24 protein-coding genes are annotated in these 21709 nt (G+C 73.3%); 12 read left to right on the plus strand and 12 right to left on the minus strand.

Features of this window, described 5'->3' with window-relative positions; translation table 11 throughout:
• Positions 1 to 3: 3 nt before the first annotated feature.
• A complete protein-coding gene (locus D1J60_RS36945) occupies positions 4 to 477 on the plus strand; it encodes a GNAT family N-acetyltransferase (RefSeq protein ID WP_185899334.1) in 474 nt (157 codons plus the stop codon).
• Here the strand turns inward: D1J60_RS36945 and D1J60_RS36950 are convergent, their stop codons facing one another.
• The 3 genes from D1J60_RS36950 to D1J60_RS36960 all read right to left on the minus strand — a co-directional run bounded on the left by D1J60_RS36950 (position 478) and on the right by D1J60_RS36960 (position 2586).
• Positions 478 to 1458 (minus strand): AraC family transcriptional regulator, encoded by a 981-nt coding sequence (locus D1J60_RS36950; protein ID WP_125824858.1) that lies wholly within the window; start codon positions 1456 to 1458, stop codon positions 478 to 480. It abuts the gene before it with no gap.
• A 4-nt stretch (positions 1459 to 1462) separates the two neighbouring features.
• Positions 1463 to 2311, minus strand: a complete 849-nt coding sequence (locus tag D1J60_RS36955; RefSeq protein WP_125824859.1) for an NAD(P)H-binding protein — start codon at positions 2309 to 2311, stop codon at positions 1463 to 1465.
• 68 nt (positions 2312 to 2379) lie between these two features.
• Entirely contained in the window at positions 2380 to 2586 is a 207-nt protein-coding gene (locus D1J60_RS36960; protein ID WP_125824860.1) for a DUF4287 domain-containing protein, read from the minus strand.
• 168 nt (positions 2587 to 2754) lie between these two features.
• On the opposite strand from D1J60_RS36960, the gene D1J60_RS36965 reads away from it, so the two are divergent.
• Both D1J60_RS36965 and D1J60_RS36970 read left to right on the plus strand, forming a co-directional pair.
• Positions 2755 to 3267: an FBP domain-containing protein gene (locus D1J60_RS36965; protein WP_125595219.1), complete on the plus strand. Its 513-nt coding sequence runs from the start codon at positions 2755 to 2757 to the stop codon at positions 3265 to 3267.
• A 58-nt stretch (positions 3268 to 3325) separates the two neighbouring features.
• Positions 3326 to 3871, plus strand: coding sequence for a flavoprotein (locus D1J60_RS36970; RefSeq protein WP_125824861.1), 546 nt, complete (start codon positions 3326 to 3328; stop codon positions 3869 to 3871).
• A gap of 12 nt (positions 3872 to 3883) precedes the next feature.
• Here the strand turns inward: D1J60_RS36970 and D1J60_RS36975 are convergent, their stop codons facing one another.
• From D1J60_RS36975 to D1J60_RS37010, 8 genes are all read right to left on the minus strand, one after another.
• Complete coding sequence (locus D1J60_RS36975; protein ID WP_125824862.1) at positions 3884 to 4390, minus strand: DinB family protein; 507 nt, start codon at positions 4388 to 4390, stop codon at positions 3884 to 3886.
• 41 nt (positions 4391 to 4431) lie between these two features.
• Positions 4432 to 5358: an NAD(P)-dependent oxidoreductase gene (locus tag D1J60_RS36980; protein ID WP_125824863.1), complete on the minus strand. Its 927-nt coding sequence runs from the start codon at positions 5356 to 5358 to the stop codon at positions 4432 to 4434.
• A gap of 72 nt (positions 5359 to 5430) precedes the next feature.
• Entirely contained in the window at positions 5431 to 6252 is an 822-nt protein-coding gene (locus D1J60_RS36985) for an AfsR/SARP family transcriptional regulator (protein WP_125595215.1), read from the minus strand.
• A 268-nt stretch (positions 6253 to 6520) separates the two neighbouring features.
• Positions 6521 to 7246 carry a ScbR family autoregulator-binding transcription factor gene (locus D1J60_RS38560; RefSeq protein ID WP_241253734.1) on the minus strand — a complete coding sequence of 242 codons (726 nt, stop codon included), beginning with the start codon at positions 7244 to 7246 and terminating at the stop codon, positions 6521 to 6523.
• A 77-nt stretch (positions 7247 to 7323) separates the two neighbouring features.
• Positions 7324 to 8172, minus strand: a complete 849-nt coding sequence (locus D1J60_RS36995) for an AfsR/SARP family transcriptional regulator (RefSeq protein ID WP_125595213.1) — start codon at positions 8170 to 8172, stop codon at positions 7324 to 7326.
• Between the two features lie 239 nt (positions 8173 to 8411).
• Entirely contained in the window at positions 8412 to 9026 is a 615-nt protein-coding gene (locus D1J60_RS37000; RefSeq protein ID WP_125824864.1) for a ScbR family autoregulator-binding transcription factor, read from the minus strand.
• A gap of 191 nt (positions 9027 to 9217) precedes the next feature.
• Complete coding sequence (locus D1J60_RS37005) at positions 9218 to 10429, minus strand: cation:proton antiporter (RefSeq protein ID WP_125824865.1); 1212 nt, start codon at positions 10427 to 10429, stop codon at positions 9218 to 9220.
• A 51-nt stretch (positions 10430 to 10480) separates the two neighbouring features.
• A complete protein-coding gene (locus D1J60_RS37010; protein ID WP_241253735.1) occupies positions 10481 to 11218 on the minus strand; it encodes a TetR/AcrR family transcriptional regulator C-terminal domain-containing protein in 738 nt (245 codons plus the stop codon).
• A 118-nt stretch (positions 11219 to 11336) separates the two neighbouring features.
• Between D1J60_RS37010 and D1J60_RS37015 the strand changes: the two genes are divergently transcribed.
• The 4 genes from D1J60_RS37015 to D1J60_RS37030 all read left to right on the plus strand — a co-directional run bounded on the left by D1J60_RS37015 (position 11337) and on the right by D1J60_RS37030 (position 15619).
• Positions 11337 to 12521: an FAD-dependent monooxygenase gene (locus D1J60_RS37015; RefSeq protein ID WP_125824866.1), complete on the plus strand. Its 1185-nt coding sequence runs from the start codon at positions 11337 to 11339 to the stop codon at positions 12519 to 12521.
• A 178-nt stretch (positions 12522 to 12699) separates the two neighbouring features.
• Positions 12700 to 13371: a ScbR family autoregulator-binding transcription factor gene (locus D1J60_RS37020; RefSeq protein WP_241253736.1), complete on the plus strand. Its 672-nt coding sequence runs from the start codon at positions 12700 to 12702 to the stop codon at positions 13369 to 13371.
• Between the two features lie 101 nt (positions 13372 to 13472).
• The gene (locus D1J60_RS37025) at positions 13473 to 14732 is read left to right on the plus strand and encodes a ParA family protein (RefSeq protein ID WP_125599303.1); all 1260 of its coding nucleotides are present in this window, start codon (positions 13473 to 13475) and stop codon (positions 14730 to 14732) included.
• Positions 14729 to 15619: a ParB/RepB/Spo0J family partition protein gene (locus tag D1J60_RS37030; protein ID WP_125824867.1), complete on the plus strand. Its 891-nt coding sequence runs from the start codon at positions 14729 to 14731 to the stop codon at positions 15617 to 15619. The genes D1J60_RS37025 and D1J60_RS37030 overlap by 4 nt, the downstream gene beginning before the upstream one ends.
• Positions 15620 to 15707: 88 nt before the next feature.
• Here D1J60_RS37030 and D1J60_RS37035 read toward each other — a convergent pair whose 3' ends face one another.
• Positions 15708 to 16166 carry a nuclear transport factor 2 family protein gene (locus tag D1J60_RS37035; RefSeq protein ID WP_125599312.1) on the minus strand — a complete coding sequence of 153 codons (459 nt, stop codon included), beginning with the start codon at positions 16164 to 16166 and terminating at the stop codon, positions 15708 to 15710.
• 124 nt (positions 16167 to 16290) lie between these two features.
• Here D1J60_RS37035 and D1J60_RS37040 point away from each other — a divergent pair, with 124 nt between their 5' ends.
• The 5 genes from D1J60_RS37040 to rfbA all read left to right on the plus strand — a co-directional run bounded on the left by D1J60_RS37040 (position 16291) and on the right by rfbA (position 21595).
• Entirely contained in the window at positions 16291 to 17445 is a 1155-nt protein-coding gene (locus D1J60_RS37040; RefSeq protein ID WP_125599315.1) for a nucleotide disphospho-sugar-binding domain-containing protein, read from the plus strand.
• An 85-nt stretch (positions 17446 to 17530) separates the two neighbouring features.
• Entirely contained in the window at positions 17531 to 18586 is a 1056-nt protein-coding gene (locus D1J60_RS37045) for a hypothetical protein (RefSeq protein ID WP_125599318.1), read from the plus strand.
• A gap of 24 nt (positions 18587 to 18610) precedes the next feature.
• Positions 18611 to 19567 carry an SRPBCC family protein gene (locus tag D1J60_RS37050; protein WP_125824868.1) on the plus strand — a complete coding sequence of 319 codons (957 nt, stop codon included), beginning with the start codon at positions 18611 to 18613 and terminating at the stop codon, positions 19565 to 19567.
• Positions 19568 to 19598: 31 nt separating this feature from the next.
• Entirely contained in the window at positions 19599 to 20513 is a 915-nt protein-coding gene (locus D1J60_RS37055; protein WP_125824869.1) for an NADP-dependent oxidoreductase, read from the plus strand.
• A gap of 158 nt (positions 20514 to 20671) precedes the next feature.
• Positions 20672 to 21595: a glucose-1-phosphate thymidylyltransferase RfbA gene (gene rfbA, locus D1J60_RS37060; RefSeq protein WP_125824870.1), complete on the plus strand. Its 924-nt coding sequence runs from the start codon at positions 20672 to 20674 to the stop codon at positions 21593 to 21595.
• The last annotated feature ends 114 nt before the right edge of the window (positions 21596 to 21709 follow it).

Genomic DNA, 21709 nt, shown 5'->3' on the forward strand with positions numbered 1-21709 from the left:
CGCATGATCAGCTCATCCCTGCGCCTGGTGCCGGTGACCCCGGACAACTTCGAAGCGGTGACCGCCGTCCGCGTCCGTCCCGACCAGGAGCACCTCGTCGAGTCCGTCGCCCAGTCCCTCGCCGAGGCCTACGTCCACGGGGAGGCCGCCTGGCCCCGGGCCGTCCTCGACGGTGACGAGGTCGTCGGCTTCGTGATGGCCTTCCTGGACATCGTCTGGGACCGGGCGAAGGACCCGGAGCACCGCCGCTCGGGCATCTGGCGCCTGAACATCGACGCCGGGCACCAGGGCAAGGGCTACGGCCGCTTCGCCGTGGAGGCGGTCACGGAGGAGATCCGCCGGCGCGGCGGGACCCGGGCGTACGTCACCTGGCACGACGGTGACGACAGCCCGGCGCCGTTCTACCTCGGCCTCGGCTTCCGCCCCACGGGCGAGCTCAGCGGCCCCCAGCCCGTCGCCGTCCTCGAACTCGCGTAGCTACCCGAGCACCACGGTGCCGGACGCCCCCGCCGCCGTGGCCGCTCCCGCTCCCTCCCGGAACTGCTGCGGGCTCACCCCCCGCACCCGCTTGAAGGCCGCCGACAGCGCGAACGCGCTCCCGTAGCCGACCCGGCGGGCCACCGTCGCCACCGTGGCGTCCGGCTCGCGCAGCAGGTCGGCGGCCAGGGCGATCCGCCAGCCCGTCAGGTAGGCGACCGGCGGCTCCCCGACCAGCTCGGTGAAGCGCCGGGCCAGCGCGGCCCGCGACACCCCGGCCCGGCGGGCCAGTTCCTCCACGGTCCACCCGTACGCGGGGTCCTCGTGCAGCAGCCGCAGCGCCGCCCCGACGACCGGGTCGCCCTGGGCGCGGTGCCAGGCCGGCGCCCCCGAGCCGGGGGCGGCGAGCCAGGCCCGCAGCACCCCGATGAGCAGCAGGTCCAGCAGCCGGTCCAGCACGAGCTCCTGCCCCGGCTCGTCCCGCGCCACCTCCCCGGCCAGCAGGGTGATCAAGGTGGCGTCGGCCGCCCGCACCGGCCGTACCAGCACCGCGGGCAGCGCCCCCAGCAGCCGCCGCCCGATCTCGCTCGGCGCCTGGTAGGTCCCGCTGAGCAGCACCACCGAGCCGGCGCCCTCCCGCGCCGGGCCCCAGGTCCGCACCCCGAGCGAGAACCGCTCGGTGACGTCCTCGCCCTGTGCGCTGCACCGCTGGTCGGGGCCGATCCTGACGCCCACCGGGGTGTCCGCCGAGTCGGCGAGCGTGTACGGCACGGGTCCCCGTACGACCGCGACGTCACCCGGCCCGATCCGCACGGCCTCGCCGTCGTCGGGCAGCAGCCACGCCGAGCCGCGCACGAGCGTCATCACCGACAGCGGGGCCCGGTCCTCGACCCGCATGGCCCACGGCGGGTCGAAGACGGACTTCATCAGGAAGGCACTGCGGGCCCTGGGCCCTTCGAGGAGTCCGGTCAGCGTGTCCATGGCCTCATCCTCGGGCGTCCCAGACCCCGCTCGCCGCCGCTTCGCGCGCGTAGTCGGCGAAGTCCCTGGCGGGGCGCCCCAGCACTTCCTCGACCCCGTGGACCAGGTGCGCGTTGCGCCCGTCCGAGATCAGGGTGAACAGGTCGGCGAACTCCTCCGGGAGGCCGTGCTCGCGCAGCACCGCCCGGTACTGCGCGTCCGTGACCGGGACGTACGCGATCTCGCGCCCGGTCGCCTTGGACAGCTCGGCGGCCACCTCCGCGAAGCCGAGCAGCCGCGGCCCGGACAGCTCGTACGTCCTGCCGACGTGCCGGTCGTCGGTGAGCGCGGCCACCACCACGTCGGCGATGTCGTCGGCGTCCACGAAGGCCTCCACCGCGTCCCCCACGGGCAGGGCGATCTCCCCGGCCAGAACCGAGTCCAGGAAGAAGTACTCGTCGAAGTTCTGGTTGAACCAGCTGGCGCGCACGACGGTCCAGTCGGCCCCGGAGTCCCGCAGCCGGCTCTCGGCGAGCCGGGCCGCCTCCTCCCCGCGCCCGGACAGCAGCACCAGGCGCCGCGCCCCGGCGGCCACGGCGGCCTCGGCGAAGGCGCCGATGCGGTCGGCGGCCCCGGGGAAGGCCAGGTCGGGGTGGTAGGTGACGTACGCCCGGTCCACGCCCTCCAGCGCGGGGCCCCAGGTCTCGGGCCGGTTCCAGTCGAAGGCGGGCTCGCCGGTGCGGGAGCCGATCCGTACCGCGCGCCCCCGGGCCTCCAGCCGCTCGGCGACCCGCCGTCCCGTCTTGCCGTTGCCCCCGATGACGAGGGTGAGCGTGTTGCGCGCCGTCTGCGTCTCGTTCGTGTTCTTCGTCATGACACCCAGTCAACCCGCGTCCGTTGAGAGGGGACATGGCTCAGACGCTCTCCCGCATGCGCGAGCGTCTACTTCTCCGTGAGGGTGTGCTTGACCAGGGCGTTGGCGTGGCCGTGGCCGATGCCGTGCTCGGTCTTCAGCCAGGAGACCAGCTCCATGTGCCTGGTCAGCGGGGAGGAGCGGATGAGGTCCGCCCATTCCGCCACCGGGCGGCCGTACTTCTTCTCGATCGAGGGGAAGTAGCTCGCGGGGCCCTTCACCGGCTGCTCGCTCATGTCGTGTCGCTCCTCATGTGTACGCCGTCTCTATCACCGGGGTAGACCGGCCCCCGCCCGCAAACTCATCGCGGACCCCGCGAGAAGTTTCCGGACCTCCCTCCCCACCACCCCCACCTGCGAAAACGAGGTGCGGACCGGACGAAACGCCCCGTAGGCTCGACTCCCGTGGAACCCCTCACCGAAAAACAGATCCGCTCGTCCTTCGTCAACTGCACCAAGGGCGAGGCAGCCCGCCTCCGCCTGCCCCTCGACTTCGCCGAGCTGCCCTGGCAGGACCTGGACTTCCTCGGCTGGGTGGACCCGGGTGCCCCGCTGCGGGCCCACCTCGTCATCCCGCGCCCCGACGGCCCGGTCGGCATCAGCCTGCGCGTGCCCGCCGCGACCCGCACGAGCGCGGTGAAGTCCAGCCTGTGCCAGATCTGCCTGACCGGGCACGCCTCCTCCGGCGTCACCCTGCTCGCCGCCCCGCTCGCGGGCGCCCGCGGCCGCGAGGGGAACACGGTCGGCACGTACGTCTGCGCCGACCTCGCCTGCTCCCTCTACGTGCGCGGCAAGCGGCAGCCGAAGCTGCGCGCCGGGCGCCAGGAGGAGTCCCTGACCGTGGACGAGCGCGTCGCGCGGATGTGGGGCAACCTGGACTCCTTCGCCGACAGGATCACCGCCGCCCCGGCGGCCTGAGCCGAGCGGCCGGACCCTCGAGGAGAGTTGGGGGCCGGGAATGTGATCACATGACCACATGACGAGGACTCTCTACCTGTTCTGCTCCGCCGCCCCGCCCGTCTTCGACGTGGCCCATGTGATCGAGGACGCCCAGTCGCGCGGCTGGGACGTGTGCCTGGGCCTGACGCCGACGGCGGCGCGGTGGGTGCAGGAAAGCCTCGACGGTCTCGCCGCCCTGACCGGCAACCCGGTGCGCTGGCAGTACAAGCTCCCCGGCGAGCCCGACGTGTGGCCGGCCGCCGACGCCATCCTCTTCGCCCCCGCCACCTTCAACTCCGTCAACGCCTGGGCCCTCGGTCTCACCGACCGCTTCACCGTCGGCGTGGCCGCCGAGGCACTCGGCAAGGGGACCCCGGTGGTGGCCATGCCCTGCACGAACGCGGCGCTCGCCGCCCACCCCCAGTTCGAGCAGTCCCTGGCCGTGCTGCGCGGCGCCGGCGCCGAACTGCTCTACGGCGAGGGCGGTTTCCTGCCCGGCCCGGCCGGCCCCGACGCCCCGCCGCACTTCCCGTGGCAGGTCGCCCTCGACGCCGTGGACCGGACCGGAACGGTCCCCGCCTGAGCCGCGGTGGCACTACTCCCCGGTGACCCCGTCGATCGCCTCGCGCAGCAGGTCGGCGTGCCCGTTGTGCCGGGCGTACTCCTCGATCATGTGCGCCAGGATGTAGTGCAGCGAGTACGCCTGGTCGCCGGAGTTCCCTCGTACGTCGAGGGACTCGGCGGCCGCCACGATCGCCCGCGACCGCTCACAGGTCTCCTCCCAGATCCGGAAGGACTCCGCGGGGTCCGCGTCCTCGACGTGGAACTCCGTCCGCTCACCGGCGTCGTTCTTCGGGAAGTACCCGCGTACGTCCTCGCCGTTCAGGACGTTGCGGAACCAGCCCCGCTCCACCTCCGCCAGGTGCCGGACCAGCCCCAGCAGGCTCAGTCCGGACGGCGGCACGGCCCTGCGCCGCAGCTGCTCGTCCGTCAGGCCCGCGCACTTCATCCGCAGGGTGTCGCGCTGCCACTGGAGCACGCTGGTCAGGGTGGAGCGTTCGTCACCGGTCAGTACGGGCGGGGTGCGCGCTTCGATGTCCATCGGCCGATGATCACAGCGGTACGGGCCTCCCGCCGGACGTTTCACATGCCGGACGCCCGCTGCGCCCCGGCCGCCGCCAGCGCCCGCACCCCCTGCGGGCTGCTCGCGTACCGCGGCTCCCAGCCCAGCTCCCGCCGCGCCTTGGCGTTCGAGAGCCGCAGCGAGCTGCGCATGATGGCGTGCGCCAGCGGGGCCGCCCGCAACACCCACAGCGGCACCCTCATCGGCGCGGGCGCCCCGAACGCCTCCGCCACCGCCCCCAGGTGCGCGCCCCAGCCCACCGGGGTGTCGTCGGCGATGTTGTACGCCTGCCCGGCACGCCCCGACTCCAGCGCGAGCACCACCGCCCGCGCCGCGTCCCCGGCGTCCACCCAGCTCAGCGCCCGGCCCCGGTCGGCGACCACGGGCAGCTTCCGCCCGCGCAGCAGCGGCACGAGGTGCGTGTCGGTGGTGCCGGCCCCGTAGAACAGGCCGAAGCGCAGGCTGACGCCCTCGATCCCGTCGGCGGTGAAGGCCAGTTCCTCCTTGGCCCGCATGGCGCCCACGTGCCGTTCCAGCGCGGCGTTCGCCCCGCGCGGCCCGAAGCCGTCGTCCTCGCCGATCGGGGCCGCGCCGTGGTCCCCGTACCCGTAGCCGAACATCATCGACTCGACCAGGAACCGCCGCGCCCCCGTCTCCCGCGCGGCGGCCAGCAGGTTCACCGTGCCCTCGGTGCGCAGCCGGTTGGTGGCCGCCATGTCCCGGTGGGCGGCCATCGCCCTGCCGGAGAGGGCGGTCGCGGCGTGCACCACCGCGTCGAACCGCCGCCCGCCGACGGCCCGCAGCAGTCCCTCCCGGTCGAGCAGGTCGGCCCGTACGTCCATCCCCTCGCCCCGGCCCAGCCCGGCCACCTCGTGGCCCGCGGCCCGCAGCGCGGCCGCCGCCCGCCGTCCCAGTACTCCGCTCGCGCCCGCCAGCAGCACCAACATCCCGGCCTCCTCCGTCGTGGTCTCACCCACAGGACAGACGGGCCCCGCCGGATGTGACACGTGCGAGGGAGATCAGGCGGCGTAGAGGTCGAACGTGGAGCCCCTCCGGGGTCCGGCCACGACGTCGAGGGCGGGGTCGACCCTCAGCATCGCCTGGTGCAGCCGCTGCAGCTGGGGCGACGGCTCGATCCCGAGCTCGCCGATGAGCCGGCCGCGCAGCCTCCGGTACGCGTCCAGCGCGGCGCCCTGCCGCCCGGACCGGTAGAGCGCCACCATCAGCTGGGAGTGCAGCCCCTCGTGCTGCGCGTGGCGCGCCGTCAGCTCGGTCAGTTCGGCGAGGAGTTCGGTGTGCCGCCCGAGCCGCAGGTCGACGTCGATCCGCCGCTCCACCGCGACCAGCCGGCTCTCCTCCAGCCGCATGACCTCGATCGCGAGCACCGGTCCCACCCGTACGTCGACGAGCGCGGGCCCCTGCCACTGCGCGAGCCCCGCCCGCAGCCGGGCGGCGGCACCCTCGTCGTCGCCGCCCTCGAAGGCGGCGAGGCCCCGCGCGACGAGGTCCTCGTACGCGTGGACGTCGACGGCCTCCGGCGGCACCTGGAGCAGGTAGCCGCCGTGCCGGGTCGTGAGGACGTCCTTGGCGACCCCCGGCCGGCCCGGCCCCATGGCCGTGCCCAGCCTGCGGCGGAGCTGGAGGATGTACGTCTGCAGGGTGGTCAGGGCGCTGTTGGGCAGGTCCTGGCCCCAGATCTCCTCCATGAGCGTGGGCACCGGCACCACGCGCCCGGGATGCAGCGCGAGCAGGGCCAGGATCTGCCGCGGCTTGCCCGCCGACGGCATGATCGACTCCCCGTCGACCTCGGCACTGAACGGTCCCAGAATCCGGATCCTCATGGTCTCCCCCTCCGCAGTTCGTCGATGCACCTCGATGAGCCGAAAACCCCGGTCGGCCGCTTCCCGCACCGGCCGCCCGTTCCTGCCGACACCCGCTCCCCCGGCCACGCCGAGGGCGACCCGCCGCCACCCGCCCGAGCGGGCCCCGGGCGCCTTCCCCGGCCACCGCCGGGAGCCGTGCCCCCGGTCGGACCGGACCACGATGCCCGCTCCCCCGGCCACCGCCGGGCGGTACCGGGCCACGGAAGTACGCCCGGCCACGGCACCGCTAGACCGCACTCCCGAGGAACTCGTACGTCCGCTCCCCGCCCGGCTCCCGAGCGGCAGCGGTATCGGCAGCGATGCGGTACTCCCGCACCCGCTCCGCACCCACCAGGCTCGGCAGCAGCAGCCCCCACAGGGCCGCCACCTTCCGCTGGAGCTCCTCGTACGACAATCCCGTCCCGGCCAGCACCTCGATCCCGCAGACGGCCGCCGCCACCAGCGCCTCGGCGCTCTCCCACCGGTCCACGGCCGAACCGGCGTCCTCCGCACCGTCGGGCACCCCGACGGCCGGCCGGTCCAGCGGCAGTTCTCCCACGTCCCGCGCCATCCGCAGCAGCTCGCACACCACCGACAGCCACGCCCCGTGGAAGTCGACCGAGGCCGGCTGGTGCCCGGCGCACTCCTTGGTGATCCGGAAGCTCGCCGGGATCGCCGGATCCTCGTGCAGCGTCCGCGCCAGCCAGTGCGTCGTGTCGATCAGCGCCTGCAAGGGCGAGGCTCCGCCCTCCCGCAGCCCGCGCACCGCCTCGTGCAGCAGGCCGCAGCCGCGCTGCTGCACCGCGTCCGCCAGCTCGTCCTTCGAGGCGAAGTGGAAGTACAACGCCCCCTTCGTGACCCCCGCCGCACCCGCGATCTCACCGAGTGTGGCGTTGGCGTACCCGTTGCGGTGGAACAACTCGGCCCCGGCGAAGACCAACCGCCTGCGGGTCCGCTCCGACCTCTCCTGCACCGCTCCGTCTCCCTTCGCCCCGCTCCGTCCCTGCACCTACCGCCGGCCGGCCCGCGCCGACGCCGGCCGCGCGCGGGTCAGGCCCGTACGAGCCGCTCGGCCCGCACGGCCGTCCCGGTGCCCGCCCCGGCCGCCACCGCCGGCTTGCCCACGCCCTCCGGACCCGCCATCAGGATCGACCGCTGGAGTCTGCGCAGCGCGGTGGACGGCTCCAGCCCGAGGTCCCGCACGAGCGTGGCGCGCAGCCGCTGGAACACGTCGAGCGCCTCCCCGCGCCGGCCCGAGCGGTGCAGGGCGAGCATGAACTGCCCGTGCAGGTTCTCGTGGGTGCGGTACCGGCTCACCAGGACCGTCAGCTCCGCCAGCAGCTCGCGGTGGCGGCCCAGCTTCAGGTCAGCCTCGATGCGCTGGTCCAGCGCGCACAGCCGGGTCTCCTCCAGGCGGCGCGTCTCCATGTCCAGCTGCACCCCGCCCTGCACGTCGGCGAAGGCGGGCCCCGACCACAGGGCGAGCGCCTCGCGCAGCCGCTGCGCGGCGAGGGGGTAGTCGCCCGCGTCCATCGCGCGGTAACCCATCCCGGCCAGCCGGTCGAACTCGCGGACGTCACTGGTGCCGCGGTCGCTGTTGAGCAGGTAGCCGCCGGGCAGCGTCACGAGGACGTCCTTCGCGGTGCGCTCCTCGTCACCGTTGCCCTCCAGGGCGGTCGCGATGAGCGCGCGCAGCTGGAGCACGTACGTCTGCAGGGTGGTGCGCGCGCTGCGCGGCGGCACGGACCCCCACAGCTCCTCGATCAGTGCCGACACCGGCACGACCTGATCGGCGTGGAGGGCCAGGAGCGCCAGGACCTGCCGGGGCTTGGGGGCGGTGGGCGTGATGGAGATCCCGTTCTCCCGCACGGCGAGTGCGCCCAGTACATCGATGTCCACGTCGTACTCCCCTGTCCTTTGGATGAGGTCGCAAGAGCCAGTAGAAAACAGGACGGACGGTTTGTCAATGCACCGTCACCCCGACAGTCTTCTTCCTGGCGGAATCTCGGCGCCCTCCAGAAACCCACTCCGACCTGGGCTTTCGTGAGCAACCTACTCACCCGTGCCAGTTTGGGGCTCTTCAGCCGCCTCGCAACAGGGGTCATATAACACCCATCAGGGCCCTAAAATCAAACCATTCAGTCTGTTTCTTGCCCCGTGGTCGCCGTGCCGTGCGGCGCGATGCCCGGCAGCACCACCGTCCAGATCCGGGCCAGCGCCTGACGGGGGGTCCACTCCGGTTCCACGGCCCCCAACCCCTTCAGCCCGGCCGTGAAGCCCACCACCACCCGTGCCGCGTCCTGCGGGGCCACTCCCTCGGCGAGGAGCCCGGCCCGGCCGGCGGTGGTCATCAGTTGCTCCGCCCACAGACGGCACTGCCCGCGCAGGTCCACCTGGCTCTGGTGGGCCGCGTCGGCGCCCAGCGCGAACCCGGCCCGCACGACGACGTCCGCCGCCACCAGTTCCTGCAGCGCGTACGTCGCGTCGACGAGCGCTCTCAGGGGGGCGCCGGCCCGATCGGGTTCGCCTTCCGCTTCCGCGATCCGTCGCAGCGCCCGCGCGGCCCGGGCCTCCACGGCGTGGGCGAGGGCGGGCTTGCCGTCGAAGTGGAACTGCACCGCGCCGGAGGTCACTCCGGCGCGCTCGCTGATCGCGGCGATCGACGCCGCGGCGAAGCCCTCCGCGGCGAACACCTCCGCCGCGGCGAGCACGAGAGATTCCCGCGTGCGTGCCGCACGCTCCTGCTTGACCATGAGGGGCTCCACACCGCAATCGCCGCATCCGCGGGTCGCCCCACATCCAGGGGTACGAGATCCTGGGCCACAGTCGGCTCCCGCACCGGAGCCGGACCGGACTCCCGACGGAGCCGCCCCCACCGTTGACGCCGCGGACACCACCGGCCCCCGCGCACAGCGCCGGCCCCGCGCCCCCGGCGTTAACGCCGTTAACGCCCGCCCCGCACCGCCAGCGCCCGCACCACCGGCCCCGTGGCGGCCGTCGTCACCAGGGCCATCAGCACCAGGACGGTGAACAGCTCCACCCCGATCACCCCGAGCCCGAGCCCCACGTTCAGCACCACCAGCTCCGTCACCCCCCGGCAGTTCATCAGCGCCCCCAGCAGCACCGCGTCCCTGCGCCGCACCCCCGCCACCAGCGCCGCCACCGCGGCCGCGCCCCACTTCGCCACGACGGCCACCCCCAGCACGGCCGCCGCCCACCACCAGGCGCCGCCGCCCCGCAGCGCCCCCACGTCGGTCCGCAGCCCGCTCCCCACGAAGAACAGCGGCAGCAGCACCGGCACCGCGAACTCCCGCATCCGACGCGCCGCCGACTCCACCGCCTCCACCCCGCGCGGCACCACCGCACCGAAGACGAACGCCCCGAACAGCGCGTGCACCCCCAGCGCCTCCGTCGCGTACGCGGCCAGGCAGGCCCCGCCGAACAGCACCACCACCCCGCCGCCCCGCTCCCGCACCCCCCACCGTCCGGCCCCCCGGGCCAGCAGCGGCCGCACCCCCCACCACATCCCGGCGACGAACACCCCGGCCAGGGCCGCCCGCCACAGCCCGGCCCCCGCCCCACCGCCCCCGGCGACGGCCACCACCACCGCCAGCAGGCACCAGGCGACCACGTCCACGACCGCCGCGCAGGCCATCGCCAGCGCCCCCACGGGCGTCCCGTACAGCCCCTGTTCGGTGAGGATCCGCGCCAGGACGGGAAAGGCGGTGACGCTCAGCGCCACCGCCACGAACAACACGAACTCCGCCCGCCCCACGCCCTCCGGCGCGAAGGTCCCGTACAGCCCGAGCGCCAGCAGCCCCCCGAGCCCCAGCGGTACCCACACGCTCGCCTGACTCACCACCACCACGGCCCGCCGCAACCCCCGCAGCATTCCCACGTCGAGCTCCAGCCCCACCAGGAACATGAAGACGACGAGCCCGAGGTTCCCCAGCTCCGCCAGGTGCGGCAGCACCTCATCCGGCAGCAGCCACCGCCGGCCCGGGGGCCACAGCCACCCCAGGAAGGTGGGTCCCAGCAGGATCCCCACGGCGATCTCCCCGACCACCGCCGGCTGACCGACCCTGCGGGCCAGCACCCCGCCCGCCCCGCACGCGAGCACGACCACCGCCACGGCGCCCAGCACACCACCCGCCACGGCCCTGTCCTGCCCCGGGCCCCTCCTCCCAGAACCAGAGGGCGTCCGACTTCAGGAGGTCGCCCGCCGCTCCACGAACAGCCCGACGCCGTCGAGGATCCGCTCCAGCCCGAACTCCAGGGCCTGGTCCTGCCCCCCGTGCGCGGCGACGGAGGCCAGTGCTCCGGCGAGCGCCGGATAGTCCTCGCCCCGCGCCCCCACCACCTGCGCCAGCACGGCCCCCAGTTCCGCGTCCGGTCCACCGGCGCCGGCCGTCGCCCGTTCCTGCTCGGCGATCCCCCGCACGTGTCCGGCCACCAGCACCACGGCGTCCATCGCCTCGGCCCCGGTCAGCCCGCACCCCTCCAGCGCGGCCAGCGCCCGCTCCAGCCACCCGACTTCCCGCGGCCCCACCGCCCGCGCCCCCACCGTCGCGTCCAGCAGCCACGGATGCGCCCGGAACCCGGTCAGCAGCTCCCGCGCCCACACCCCCAGCCGCTCCCGCCAGCCGTCCCCGGCCACCGCCAGCGCCGCGTCCAGCTCCCCGGCCGGGTCCGGCATGGCGGCCTCCACCATCAGCGCGACGACCTCCGCCTTCCCCGGCACGTACCGGTAGAGCGCCATCTTGGTGACCCCCAGCTCCCCGGCCACCCGCTGCATCGACACCCCGCCGAGCCCCTCGCCGTCGGCGATCCCGACTCCGGCCGACGCGATCTGCTCCAGGGTCAACCCCCGCCGCGGCCCCCGCGCCGGCGTCACCGGCGGCCCCCACAACAACCGCACCGCCGCAGCCCACTGCCCGTCCGCCACCGGAACCCCTTGCCCTCGCACCAAAACCGCGTCTACCGTACACAAAACAAACAGCATCCACCGGACGCAATAAAGCTCCCCCACCCCCTCGCCCCACACCCCCGAAGGACCGACCACCATGGCGCCCCTCACCACCGTCCTGATCTCCGGCGCGAGCATCGCCGGCCCCGCCCTCGCCCACTGGCTCGGCCGCCACGGCTTCCACCCCACCGTGGTCGAGATCGCCCCGGCCCCGCGCCCCGGAGGCCGGGCCGTCGACTTCCGCGGCGAGACCCACCTCCACGTCCTCGACCGCATGGGGATCCTCGACGAGCTCCGCCGCGTCCAGACCGGCGGCACCCCGATGACCTTCGTGGACGCCGACGACCGGGAACTCCTCCACCTCCCCGCCGCCTTCGCGGGCGGCGACGTGGAGGTCCTGCGCGGCGACCTCTCCCGCATCCTCCACGCGTCCTCCCGCGCCTGCACCGAGTACCTCTTCGGCGACACGGTCACCTCCCTCACCGAGACCCCGGCCGGCGTGGACGTCACCTTCCGGCACGCCCCGCCCCGCACCTTCGACATCGTCATCGGCGCCGACGGCCTGCACTCCACCGTCCGCCGGCTGGCCTTCGGCCCCGAGGAGCGGTACGTCTCCCACCTCGGCCACTACGCCGCCACCTGGAGCCTGCCGGGCGACCCGCACCCCACCCGCCCCGGCTCGGTGGGCTTCAACGCCCCGGGCCGCCTCGCCTCCGTCGCCGCCCCAGCCGCCACCCCCGGCCGGGCCGGCGCCTTCTTCCTCTTCGCCTCGCCCGAGCTGTCGTACGACCGGAACGACCCGGCCGCCCACAAGGCGCTCCTCACGCGCGCCTTCGCGGGCCTGCCCTGGCGGGTGGGCCCGCTCCTCGACTCCCTCGCGGCCGCCGACGACCTCTGGTTCGACTCGATCAGCCGGGCCGACGTCGGCAGCTGGTCCACCGGCCGGACCGCCCTCCTGGGGGACGCCGCCTGCGGTGCGACGATCGGCGGCATGGGCACCGGCACCGCCGTCGTCGCCGCGTACGTCCTGGCGGCAGAACTGGCCCGCACCCCACAGGACCCCCGGACCGCCTTCCGCCGCTACGAGTCCCTCGTCCGCCCCTACGCCCGGGCCTGCCAGCGGGGCGGCAACCGCACCGGCCCCTTCCTCGCCCCCGCCACCCCCCTCGGCCTGCGCCTGCGCAACGCCCTCCTGAACCAACCCCGCGCCCTGGCCTGGCTCCTGAAACAGGGCCGCACCACCGCCACCCTCCCCCTGCCCCGCCTCCCCGGCCCCCGTTAACGGCGTTAACGCCCCTCCCCCGCCCCCTCAGCGAAAAACAACCACCCAAACCACCCCAACTACTAACGAACCCACACCCCCAAGTGCCCTAAAAGTACTGGTCGACTGGTTTTCTTTCGCCTGCCCCCACTAGATTGATCTTCCCCACAGCGGACGTAACCGACAATCAGGAGCACACGTGGCGAGGGTCAGGCAGGAACGGGCCGAGATCACCCGGCAGGCGATCCTCGACGGCGCGGCCGTCGCCTTCGACCGCGCCGGCTTCGGCGGCACCAGTCTCAGCGACGTCGTCAAACACGCCGGAGTCACCAAGGGCGCCCTCTACTTCCACTTCCCCTCCAAGGAAGCCCTCGCCCGCACCCTGATCGACGAGCAGTTCCAGGTGTCCAAGGACGTCCCTGCCCTGGCGGACCCGGGCCTCCAGACGGTCATCGACCTCACCCACCAGATGGCGTTCGGGCTGCGCACCAACGTCCGCATCCGTGCCGGCATCCGCCTGGTCATCGAGTTCGGCTCGTTCACCAGCCCGGACCCGTCCCCGTACAACGCCTGGATCGAGACCTGTCGCAGCTGTCTGGTACCGGCCCAGGAACGCGGCGACGTCCTGCCCTCGCTCGACGTGCGGGACCTCTCCACCTTCCTCGTCGGCTCCTTCACCGGCGTCCAGGTGACCTCGCACGTCCGTGCCGGCCGCGAGGACCTGCACGCCCGGGTCGTCGACCTGTGGAGCTACCTCCTGCCGGGCATCGTGCCCGCCCCCCGCGTCCCCCTCTTCGACCCCTCCGGCTCCGCCGCCTGCCGCGCCGAACTCGGCCTGCCCGCCCCGCAGGCGCCCGTACCGGTCGGCTGACGACTTCCTGTCGCGCATCCGGGCGCCCCGTTACCCATTTCGTTAGCAAAACCCAAGCGTGGCGCCCACGCGCACCCAAGAACGTTAGTAAAGTCCCTCTCATGACTTCGCCCTCGTCCCAGAACGACCGAGAGAAGGTCGTCTCCAAGCTCCCCCCGTGGCTCCGCCAGGAGTTGAAGATCCGCACCGCCCAACTGCGGGTCGACATCCAGGACGCCGTCCACCAGGGCATCGCGCACTGGAGCGCCCTCGCCTCCGCCCCCTCCCCCGTCGACACCTCCGGCGCCGAGTCGTTCTCCACCTGGCTGCCCGCCGGCCAGTGGGAGTCCTTCCGCACCGACTCCAAGGACCGCGGCGTCTCCCTCATCCAGGGTCTCGCCCAGGCGGTGCACCTCTGGCTGGAGCTGAACCCGGCCCCCACCGTGAAGCGGCCGTCCGTCGTCCGCCGCATCGTCGTGTGCAACCAGAAGGGCGGCGTCGGCAAGACGGCCGTCACCGCCGGCACCGCCGAGGCCCTCGCCGAGGACCCGGCCAGCCTCCACCCGGTGCGCGTCGCCCGCCAACTGGCCCGCCGCACCGCCGCCGAGGAAGCGGACGCCGGGCACCCGGCCGCCTCCGCCCTGGACCTCGAAGACCTCCCGGGCCTGGGCATGCGCGTCCTGCTCGTCGACTTCGACCCGCAGGGCCACCTCACCAAGCAGCTCGGCCAGCAGCCGCTGCCCATCGGCGGCGACAGCCTCACCTGCCACATGGCCGGCGAGGCCAAGGGCCCCCTCCAGGACCTCATCGCCCCCATCGAACACGACCGGTTCGGCGACCGCCTCCACCTCCTGCCCGCCTGCACGGACGCCTTCCTCCTCGACGTCCGCCTCTCCACCGTCCGCGCCCGCGAGGCCGCCCTCGAACGCGCCCTCGCCCCCGTCGAGTCCGACTACGACGTCATCCTCATCGACTGCCCGCCCAGCCTCGGGCTGAGCATGGACGCGGCGATCTACTACGGCCGCCGGCGCGACACCGAACAGCCGGGCGCCTCCGGCGCGCTGATCGTCGTACAGGCGGAGGACTCCTCGGCGGACGCCTACGACCTCCTCACCTCCCAGATCAACGACCTGCGGGACGACCTCAGCCTCGACATCGACTACCTCGGCCTCGTCGTGAACCTCTACGACGGCCGCCGCGGCTACATCGCGACCTCGTCCCTCCAGGCGTGGATGGACATAAAGGATCCCCGGGTCGTGGCGATCGTCCCCGACCTCAAGGAACAGCGCGAGTCCGTCCGCCTCAAGCAGCCCCTCTTCGTCTACGCCCCCAACGGCGACCAGGCAGTCGCCCTGCGCGCCCTCGCCCGGGAGATCTCATGAGCAGCAAGGCAGACAAGCTCGGCGTATCGGCGTCCTTCGCACGGGCCCAGCCCGTCGGCGTCAGCTCCCGCCGCGCCGCCATCGCCGAGGCCACGGGCGCCCCCACCTCCGGCGTCGTCCCGCCCTCCGAGGTTCCCATCGAGGCCCTGGCCCACAACCCGTTCAACCTCCGCGAGGACCTCACCGACCTCGAGGAGCTGGCCCAGTCCCTTTCCGTACGCGGCCAGCTCCAGCCCCTCGCGGTCGCGACCCGGCTGGCCTTCATGGAGGCCCACCCGGGCCAGACCGACGGCCTGGGCCGCGCCCCGTACGTGGTCATCGACGGCAACCGCCGCCTCGCGGCCGCCCAGCTGGCCGGGCTCAAGACGATGCACATCCACGTCAACGACGCCCTGTCGGCCTCGGCCGCCGACATCCTCGAATCGGCGCTCATCGCCAACGTCCACCGGGTCGACGTGGCCCCCATGGACCAGGCCCGCGCCCTCCAGGAACTGGTCGACGTCCACGGCTCCCAGGCCCAGGTGGCCAAGCGGATCGGCAAGACGCCGGCCTGGGTCTCCCAGCGCCTGACCCTCCTCAACCTGACGCCCGACCTCCAGGAGAAGGTGGAGACGGGCGAGCTGAAGGTCGAGCCGGCCCGCCGCATCGGCCGCCTCCCCCAGGAGGAACAGTCGGTCGCCGCCGCGGAAGCCGTCAACGCCGCCGCTCCGCCGCGCCAGCGCAGCCGCCCGACGCCCGCCCCGGCCACCCCGCCCGCCCCGGCCGCCCCGGCCGCCCGCATCACGATCTCCACCCAGTCCCCGGAGACCATCGCGGACGCGCTCACCGCCCACCTCACCCCCGACGACCTCAAGGCCGTCACGGAACTCCTCGTGCAGCGCATCTGAGGCCCACGAGGTCCACGTTCCGCATCCGCACCCACGCCGGGCCCCCGGCGGCACCACGCCGCCGGCGCCCCGCGTGCGCGCGAGGACGTCAGCGTTCGCGTCCGTCCGCCTCCAGGCTGCGCCGCCGTACGAGCAGCCGCCCGTCGTCGCCGCGCACGAGTTCGTCATGGCAGAGCAGCGAACCGCGCACCGCCAGCGGACCGCCCGGCGCGGTGGCCATCGCCAGCGCGTAGTAGCGGGTGCGGAGGGTGCCGTCAGCCCTCTGCTCGACACCGACCATGCCGAACCAGTGCCGGAAATCGAGCCCCTGCGCGGCGATGTGCGCCACTCCCGCGCGCACGGTGGCGCGCAGCGTCTCGCGGCCCCGCTGCGGCTCCGGCTCGCCCGCGGACTCGAAGACCGCGTCCTCGGTGAAGGTCTCCGCCCATGCGTCCGGGTCGGCGTCCGTGCCCTCCAGAAGGTTCATCTGCCAGGCGTAGAACTGCTGCACCTCGGCGTACAGCTCCGCCGGCACGTAGGTGTCCGGGGCGATCGTGCTCCCGCTCATCCGCACTCTTCCTCTCTCGCGCGCGCTCTTGGCGCCGAGGCTCCAACGTGCCTCTCGAGTCCGAGTTGAGCCGGGCCCGCCATCGTGGCCGCGCAGAAGCATCGGCTGAATCGAGGGGTCACACATGCGTGTTCTTTTCAACGTCTCTCCGGGTCTCGACCACATCTACCCCGCTCTCGGGCTGGCATGGGCCCTGCGCACGGCGGGTCACGAGGTGGCCGTGGCCACCACCGGCGTCTCCGTCCAGGCCGCGGTGGGTGCCGGGCTCATGGCGTACGACGTGGCTCCCGAGGCCGACTTCTCGAAGATCTTCCCCAAGAAGGGAACGCCCGAGGAGCGCGTCGCGGCCATGCGCGCGCGGGGCGAGGAGATGACCGCGTCCGAGGAGACTCCGGACTTCATCCTCGAGAAGTTCAGCGAGATCAACGATCTGATGGCCGACCGGACCCTGGAGTTCGCCCGTACCTGGCGGCCCGACCTGGTCGTCTACTCCCGCCTGCAGGGCACCGCCCTGATCACCGCCCGCGCGCTCGGCATCCCCGCCGTCGAGAACGGCTACAGCTTCCTGCGCGAGGGGAACCTCCCGGAGCGTCTGCTGCCGCACCTGGCGCGCACCTTCGAGCGGCTCGGCGTCCCGGTGGAGCTGCCCACCGTGCAGCCGATCCACTTCGCCCCGCAGGAGTTCATGCGCGGCGAGGGCGAGGGCTGGAGCATGCGCTTCGTCCCGCACCACGGCGGCGGCGTGCTCCCCGACTGGCTGGCGGCCCCCAAGGAGCGGCCGCGCCTGGTCGTGACCCTGGGCACCATCGTGCCCGGCGTGGCGGGCGTGGGCAGCCTGGGCAGCGTGCTGAACGCCGTCGAGGGACTGGACGCCGAGGTCGTCCTGGCGCTCGGCGACAAGGTGGACCTCGAGCCGCTCGGCCCCCTGCCCGGCAACGTGCGACCGGTCGGCTGGACGCCGCTCAGCTGGCTGCTGCCCACCCTCGACGGCATCATCCACCACGGCGGCGCGGGCACCACCCTGGCGTCCGCCCACGCCGGGGTCCCGCAGCTCGCGATGCCGTACGGCTCCGACAACTGGATCAACGCCGGCATCGTCGAGACGGCGGGCATCGGCTTCAACCTGCAGCCGGAGCAGATCAACGTCGACGTGCTGCGGACCCTCATCAGCGACGAGCAGCTGCGCAAGACCGCGACGGCCGTCGCCGAGCACCTCGCCGCCCAGCCCGGCCCCGACGTGATGGTCGCGCGCCTGGTCGAACTGGCCGGCAAGGCCTGACGAAATCCGGGGAACCGCCCGCCCCGCGGGCTCGGGCCCCCTTCAGCACAGCCACATCCCGCACCACTGGAAGGAAACACCGGACATGAGACTCAGCCTGCTGGCCCGCGCCGCCCGTGGAACCGGCATCGCGCTCGGCACGGCCGCCCTGGTGACGGCCGCCGCGCTTCCCGCGCAGGCGGCGATCACCGTCACCGATCTCGGCACGCTGCCCGGGCACACCTCGAGCCTGGCGTACGGGATCAACCCCTGGGGCGTCACGGTCGGCTACTCCGCCAACGCCCAGGGCGTCACCCGCCCGGTCCGCTGGTCGCCGAACGGCACCGTCACCGACCTGGGCACGCTGCCCGGGGACGTCAACGGCACGGCGTTCGTCGTCAACGCCTCCGGGACGATCGCCGGCCGCTCGGTGGGCGCCGACAAGTCCGAGCACGCCGTCGTGTGGCGCCCCAACTCCGCGCCCGTCCAGCTCCAGGGCATACCCGGCGCCGTCAAGAGCCGCGCCTACTCGCTCAACAACGCCGGGACCGCGGTCGGGTTCTCGGCCGCGGCGGACAACGTCTACAAGGCGCAGCGTTGGGGATCCGACGGCAAGGCCGTCCACCTGGCCCCGCTGCCCGGCGGCACCGCCAGCTCCGCCGGTTCCATCAACAACGCCGGCGTCACGGTCGGCTACTCCCTCCAGAACGGGTTCCAGAACGCGGTCCGCTGGAACCCCGACGGCACCACCGTCCCGCTCGGCGGCATCCTGCCGGGTGACGACTCGAGCCAGGCCAGCTGGATCAACGACTTCGGCGTCACGGTCGGCAACTCGTTCAAGGCCGGCAAGTTCTACGACGGCCCGTACCACGCGGTGCGCTGGAACCAGCAGGGGCAGGCCGTGCCGCTGTCCCCGCTGCCCGGTCACACCGGGACCGCCGTCTACGGCATCAACAACTTCGGGGTCGCCTCCGGCTTCTCGTACTCGCCGGGCGGTGTCTACCACGCCGTGACCTGGAGCGAGAACGGCACGGTCACCGACCTCGGTGTGGCGTGGCCGTCGGGCGCGACGGAGGCCTACGCCGTGAACGACGCGGGCACCGCCGTCGGCTCCCTGACCACGAGCACGGGCGTCCTGCGCGCTGCGCGCTGGCACGGCTGACCGGCCACCACGGAAGAGGAGCACATGGGACAGACACCAACGCACCGGCACGTGCACGAGGCGCCGGTGCGGGCGTCCGCCGAGGACGTCCACCGGCTGCTCGCGGACGAGGACAACTGGCCCCGGGTCTTCGCGTCCTTCGTCCACCTGGAGAACCTCGGCCCCGAGGGCGGGTCCGAGGGCGGGTCCGACCGGATCGGCATGTGGGGGCACTACGACGGCACCATCGAGCACTGGGTGGCCCTGCGTCGCATCGACCAGGACGCCCTGCGCGTCGAGTTCCAGCCGGAATCCCTCCCGCCGGCGCTGGAGTCGATGCGCCGCTCCTGGGTGGTCGAGCCCACGGCGGACGGTGGGTCGACGGTGCGCCTGGAGCACGAGTACCGCCTCAAGGACCCCGCCGCGGCGGAGGGCGTGCGCGCCCAGGTCGAGGAGATCGCCGCCTCCGAGGTGGCCGCGGTGCGCGAGGCCGCGGAGCTGGCCTCGCTCCAGCCGGAGGCGCTGGTCACCGTGGAGGACGAGGTCACCGTCGCGGCGCCCGTCGCAGCGGTGTTCTCCGCCCTCTACGAGGCCGCGGAGTGGCCCTCGTACATGGAGCACGTGGCGCGCGCCGACGTCTTCGGCGGGGGCGAGGGGCACACCCACGTCCTGGAGGTGGACACGATCGAGCGCCACGGCGGGATCTTCACCACCAGGGCCGCCCGTGTCGGGCTGCCCGGCGCGAAGATCGCGTACAAGCAGCTGCTGCTGCCCCCGCTGGGCGCCTCCCACCACGTCCAGTGGCTCCTGTCGGCGCGGGACGGTGCCACCGTGGTCCGCTCCGTGCAGACGGTCGTCATCAAGGAGTCCGGGGTCGCCGCCGTGCTCGGCGAGGGCACCGGTGTCGCGGCCGCCAGGCCGTTCGTGCAGAACGAGCTGAGTTCGAAGGTCCGGCTGATATTTGACGCGGTCAAGCACCGTCTCGAGCAGGATGCGAACTGATCCACATGAAGATCTACTGAAAGGACCCGTGATGCGAGCAGCCGCTCTGTCCGAGTTCGGCACCCCCGAGGTGCTGCGGGAGACCACGGTCAAGGACGTACAGGCCGGACCGGGCGAAGTACGCGTGCGCGTCAGGGCCGCCGGGGTGCTGCCCTTCGACGTCCGGGTGCGCGGCGGCTGGACCCCGCCGTTCATCAAGCGGGAGTTCCCGATGGTCCTCGGCAACGAGTTCGCCGGCACGATCGACCAGACCGGCGAGGGCGTGACGGCCTTCGCGGAGGGCGACGAGGTGCTCGGCTACAGCGTCCTGGGCGCGTACGCGGAGTACCTGGTCGTCCCGGCGGACCAGATCGTGCGCAAGCCCGCGGGCATGCCCTGGGAGGTCGCGGCCGGATTCTCCGGGAACGGCCAGGGAGCGCACATGGCCCTGTCCACGGCGGGCGTGAACCCCGGTGACACGGTGCTGGTCAACGCGGCCGCGGGCGGGTTCGGCACGTTCGCCGTGCAGCTCGCCTTCGCCTGGGGCGCGGCCCGGGTCATCGGGACCGCCAGCGAGCGCAACCACGACCACCTGCGCGCTCTGGGCGCCATCCCCGTGACCTACGGAGAAGGTCTCGCGGAGCGGGTCCGGGCCATCGCTCCGGAAGGCGTGGACGCGGCCGTGGACGCGGCGGGGCCCGACGCCGTGCGGGCTTCCGTCGAGGTGGCCAAGGACAGGAACCGCGTCGTCACGATGATCGCCGACGAGACCGCGCAGGAGCTGGGCCTGCCGCCCGTGGCGGGTGCCCGGTCGGCCGAACGGCTCGCCAAGCTCGTCGACCTGTACGTGCAGGGCAAGGTGAACATCCACATCCGTGAGGCGTATCCGCTCGCCAGGGCCGCGGAGGCCCACCGGGACGTGGAGAGCGGCCACGGCCGCGGCAAGGTCGTCCTGACGGTCGACTGAGCGGTTCGCGACACCCCGTCGTCGGAGGGGGCGGCCATGGCGGCCGCCCCCTCCCGCGTGTGTGCTTCGAGGCTCCCTCGACCGGTCGGCCACAGGCTCGAAGCCAATGCTCCGGCCCCCTGCGCACGAGCCGACGACAACATGAGGTGAGACTTTCCGTGAAGGGAATCATCCTGGCCGGCGGGAACGGCACCCGGCTGCACCCGCTCACCCTGGGAATCTCGAAACAGCTGCTCCCGGTCTACGACAAGCCGATGATCTACTACCCGCTGTCCGTGCTGATGCTCGCCGGTGTCCGGGACATCCTCATCATCAGCTCGCCGGTGGACCTGCCGCAGTTCCGCCGCGTACTCGGCGACGGCAGCGCGCTGGGTCTGAACCTGTCGTACGCCGAACAGCCCGAACCCCGCGGCCTCGCCGAGGCGTTCGTCATCGGCGCCGAGCACATCGGCGGTGACTCCGTCGCCCTCGTGCTCGGTGACAACGTCTTCCACGGCCCCGGCTTCGCCAAGCTGCTGCGCCGCCACGTCCCCCACACGGAGGGCGCCCTCCTGTTCGGCTACCCGGTGCGTGACCCGGAGCGGTACGGGGTGGGTGAGACCGACGTCCGGGGCAGGCTCGTGTCCATCGAGGAGAAGCCGGCCAGCCCGAAGTCCAACCGGGCCATCACGGGCCTGTACTTCTACGACAACGACGTGGTGGACATCGCCCGGAACCTGCGCCCCTCCGCGCGCGGCGAGCTCGAGATCACGGACGTCAACCTCGAGTACCTCGCCCGCGGCAAGGCCTCGCTCGTCGACCTCGGCCGGGGCTTCGCGTGGCTGGACACCGGCACGCACGACTCGCTGCTGGAGGCGTCCCAGTACATCCAGACCATCGAGCGGCGTCAGGGGCTGCGCGTCGCCTGCATCGAGGAGATCGCCCTCCAGATGGGCTTCATCGACGCCGACCAGTGCCACCGGCTGGGCTGGCTGCTGCGCAAGTCCGGCTACGGGGAGTACGTCATGGCCGTGGCCGAGGCCGCCCGGCACGCGACGACGGTCCCGGCCTCGGCGGCCGGGACCGTCGCGGCGGCCCTCTGACGACTGCTCCCGGTCAGCTGCGGCTGGGCTCCGGTTCCGCCCGCGCCTCTTCACCGGCGGCCTCCTCGCGGGGCCGCTTCGGCGTGAAGAGCGCGGGCACGACCATGGCCGCCC

This window comes from Streptomyces sp. W1SF4, from assembly GCF_003950035.1.
Lineage (GTDB): Bacteria > Actinomycetota > Actinomycetes > Streptomycetales > Streptomycetaceae > Streptomyces > Streptomyces racemochromogenes.

What these genes read in the sequence shown, in the direction of transcription:
- D1J60_RS36945 (WP_185899334.1), top strand. Translation starts at nt 4, where the DNA reads ATGATCAGCTCATCCCTGCGCCTGGTGCCGGTGACCCCGGACAACTTC.
- D1J60_RS36950 (WP_125824858.1), bottom strand. Translation starts at nt 1,458, where the DNA reads ATGGACACGCTGACCGGACTCCTCGAAGGGCCCAGGGCCCGCAGTGCC.
- D1J60_RS36955 (WP_125824859.1), bottom strand. Translation starts at nt 2,311, where the DNA reads ATGACGAAGAACACGAACGAGACGCAGACGGCGCGCAACACGCTCACC.
- D1J60_RS36960 (WP_125824860.1), bottom strand. Translation starts at nt 2,586, where the DNA reads ATGAGCGAGCAGCCGGTGAAGGGCCCCGCGAGCTACTTCCCCTCGATC.
- D1J60_RS36970 (WP_125824861.1), top strand. Translation starts at nt 3,326, where the DNA reads ATGACGAGGACTCTCTACCTGTTCTGCTCCGCCGCCCCGCCCGTCTTC.
- D1J60_RS36975 (WP_125824862.1), bottom strand. Translation starts at nt 4,390, where the DNA reads ATGGACATCGAAGCGCGCACCCCGCCCGTACTGACCGGTGACGAACGC.
- D1J60_RS36980 (WP_125824863.1), bottom strand. Translation starts at nt 5,358, where the DNA reads ATGTTGGTGCTGCTGGCGGGCGCGAGCGGAGTACTGGGACGGCGGGCG.
- D1J60_RS36985 (WP_125595215.1), bottom strand. Translation starts at nt 6,252, where the DNA reads ATGAGGATCCGGATTCTGGGACCGTTCAGTGCCGAGGTCGACGGGGAG.
- D1J60_RS37000 (WP_125824864.1), bottom strand. Translation starts at nt 9,026, where the DNA reads ATGGTCAAGCAGGAGCGTGCGGCACGCACGCGGGAATCTCTCGTGCTC.
- D1J60_RS37015 (WP_125824866.1), top strand. Translation starts at nt 11,337, where the DNA reads ATGGCGCCCCTCACCACCGTCCTGATCTCCGGCGCGAGCATCGCCGGC.
- D1J60_RS37025 (WP_125599303.1), top strand. Translation starts at nt 13,473, where the DNA reads ATGACTTCGCCCTCGTCCCAGAACGACCGAGAGAAGGTCGTCTCCAAG.
- D1J60_RS37030 (WP_125824867.1), top strand. Translation starts at nt 14,729, where the DNA reads ATGAGCAGCAAGGCAGACAAGCTCGGCGTATCGGCGTCCTTCGCACGG.
- D1J60_RS37035 (WP_125599312.1), bottom strand. Translation starts at nt 16,166, where the DNA reads ATGAGCGGGAGCACGATCGCCCCGGACACCTACGTGCCGGCGGAGCTG.
- D1J60_RS37040 (WP_125599315.1), top strand. Translation starts at nt 16,291, where the DNA reads ATGCGTGTTCTTTTCAACGTCTCTCCGGGTCTCGACCACATCTACCCC.
- D1J60_RS37045 (WP_125599318.1), top strand. Translation starts at nt 17,531, where the DNA reads ATGAGACTCAGCCTGCTGGCCCGCGCCGCCCGTGGAACCGGCATCGCG.
- D1J60_RS37050 (WP_125824868.1), top strand. Translation starts at nt 18,611, where the DNA reads ATGGGACAGACACCAACGCACCGGCACGTGCACGAGGCGCCGGTGCGG.
- D1J60_RS37055 (WP_125824869.1), top strand. Translation starts at nt 19,599, where the DNA reads ATGCGAGCAGCCGCTCTGTCCGAGTTCGGCACCCCCGAGGTGCTGCGG.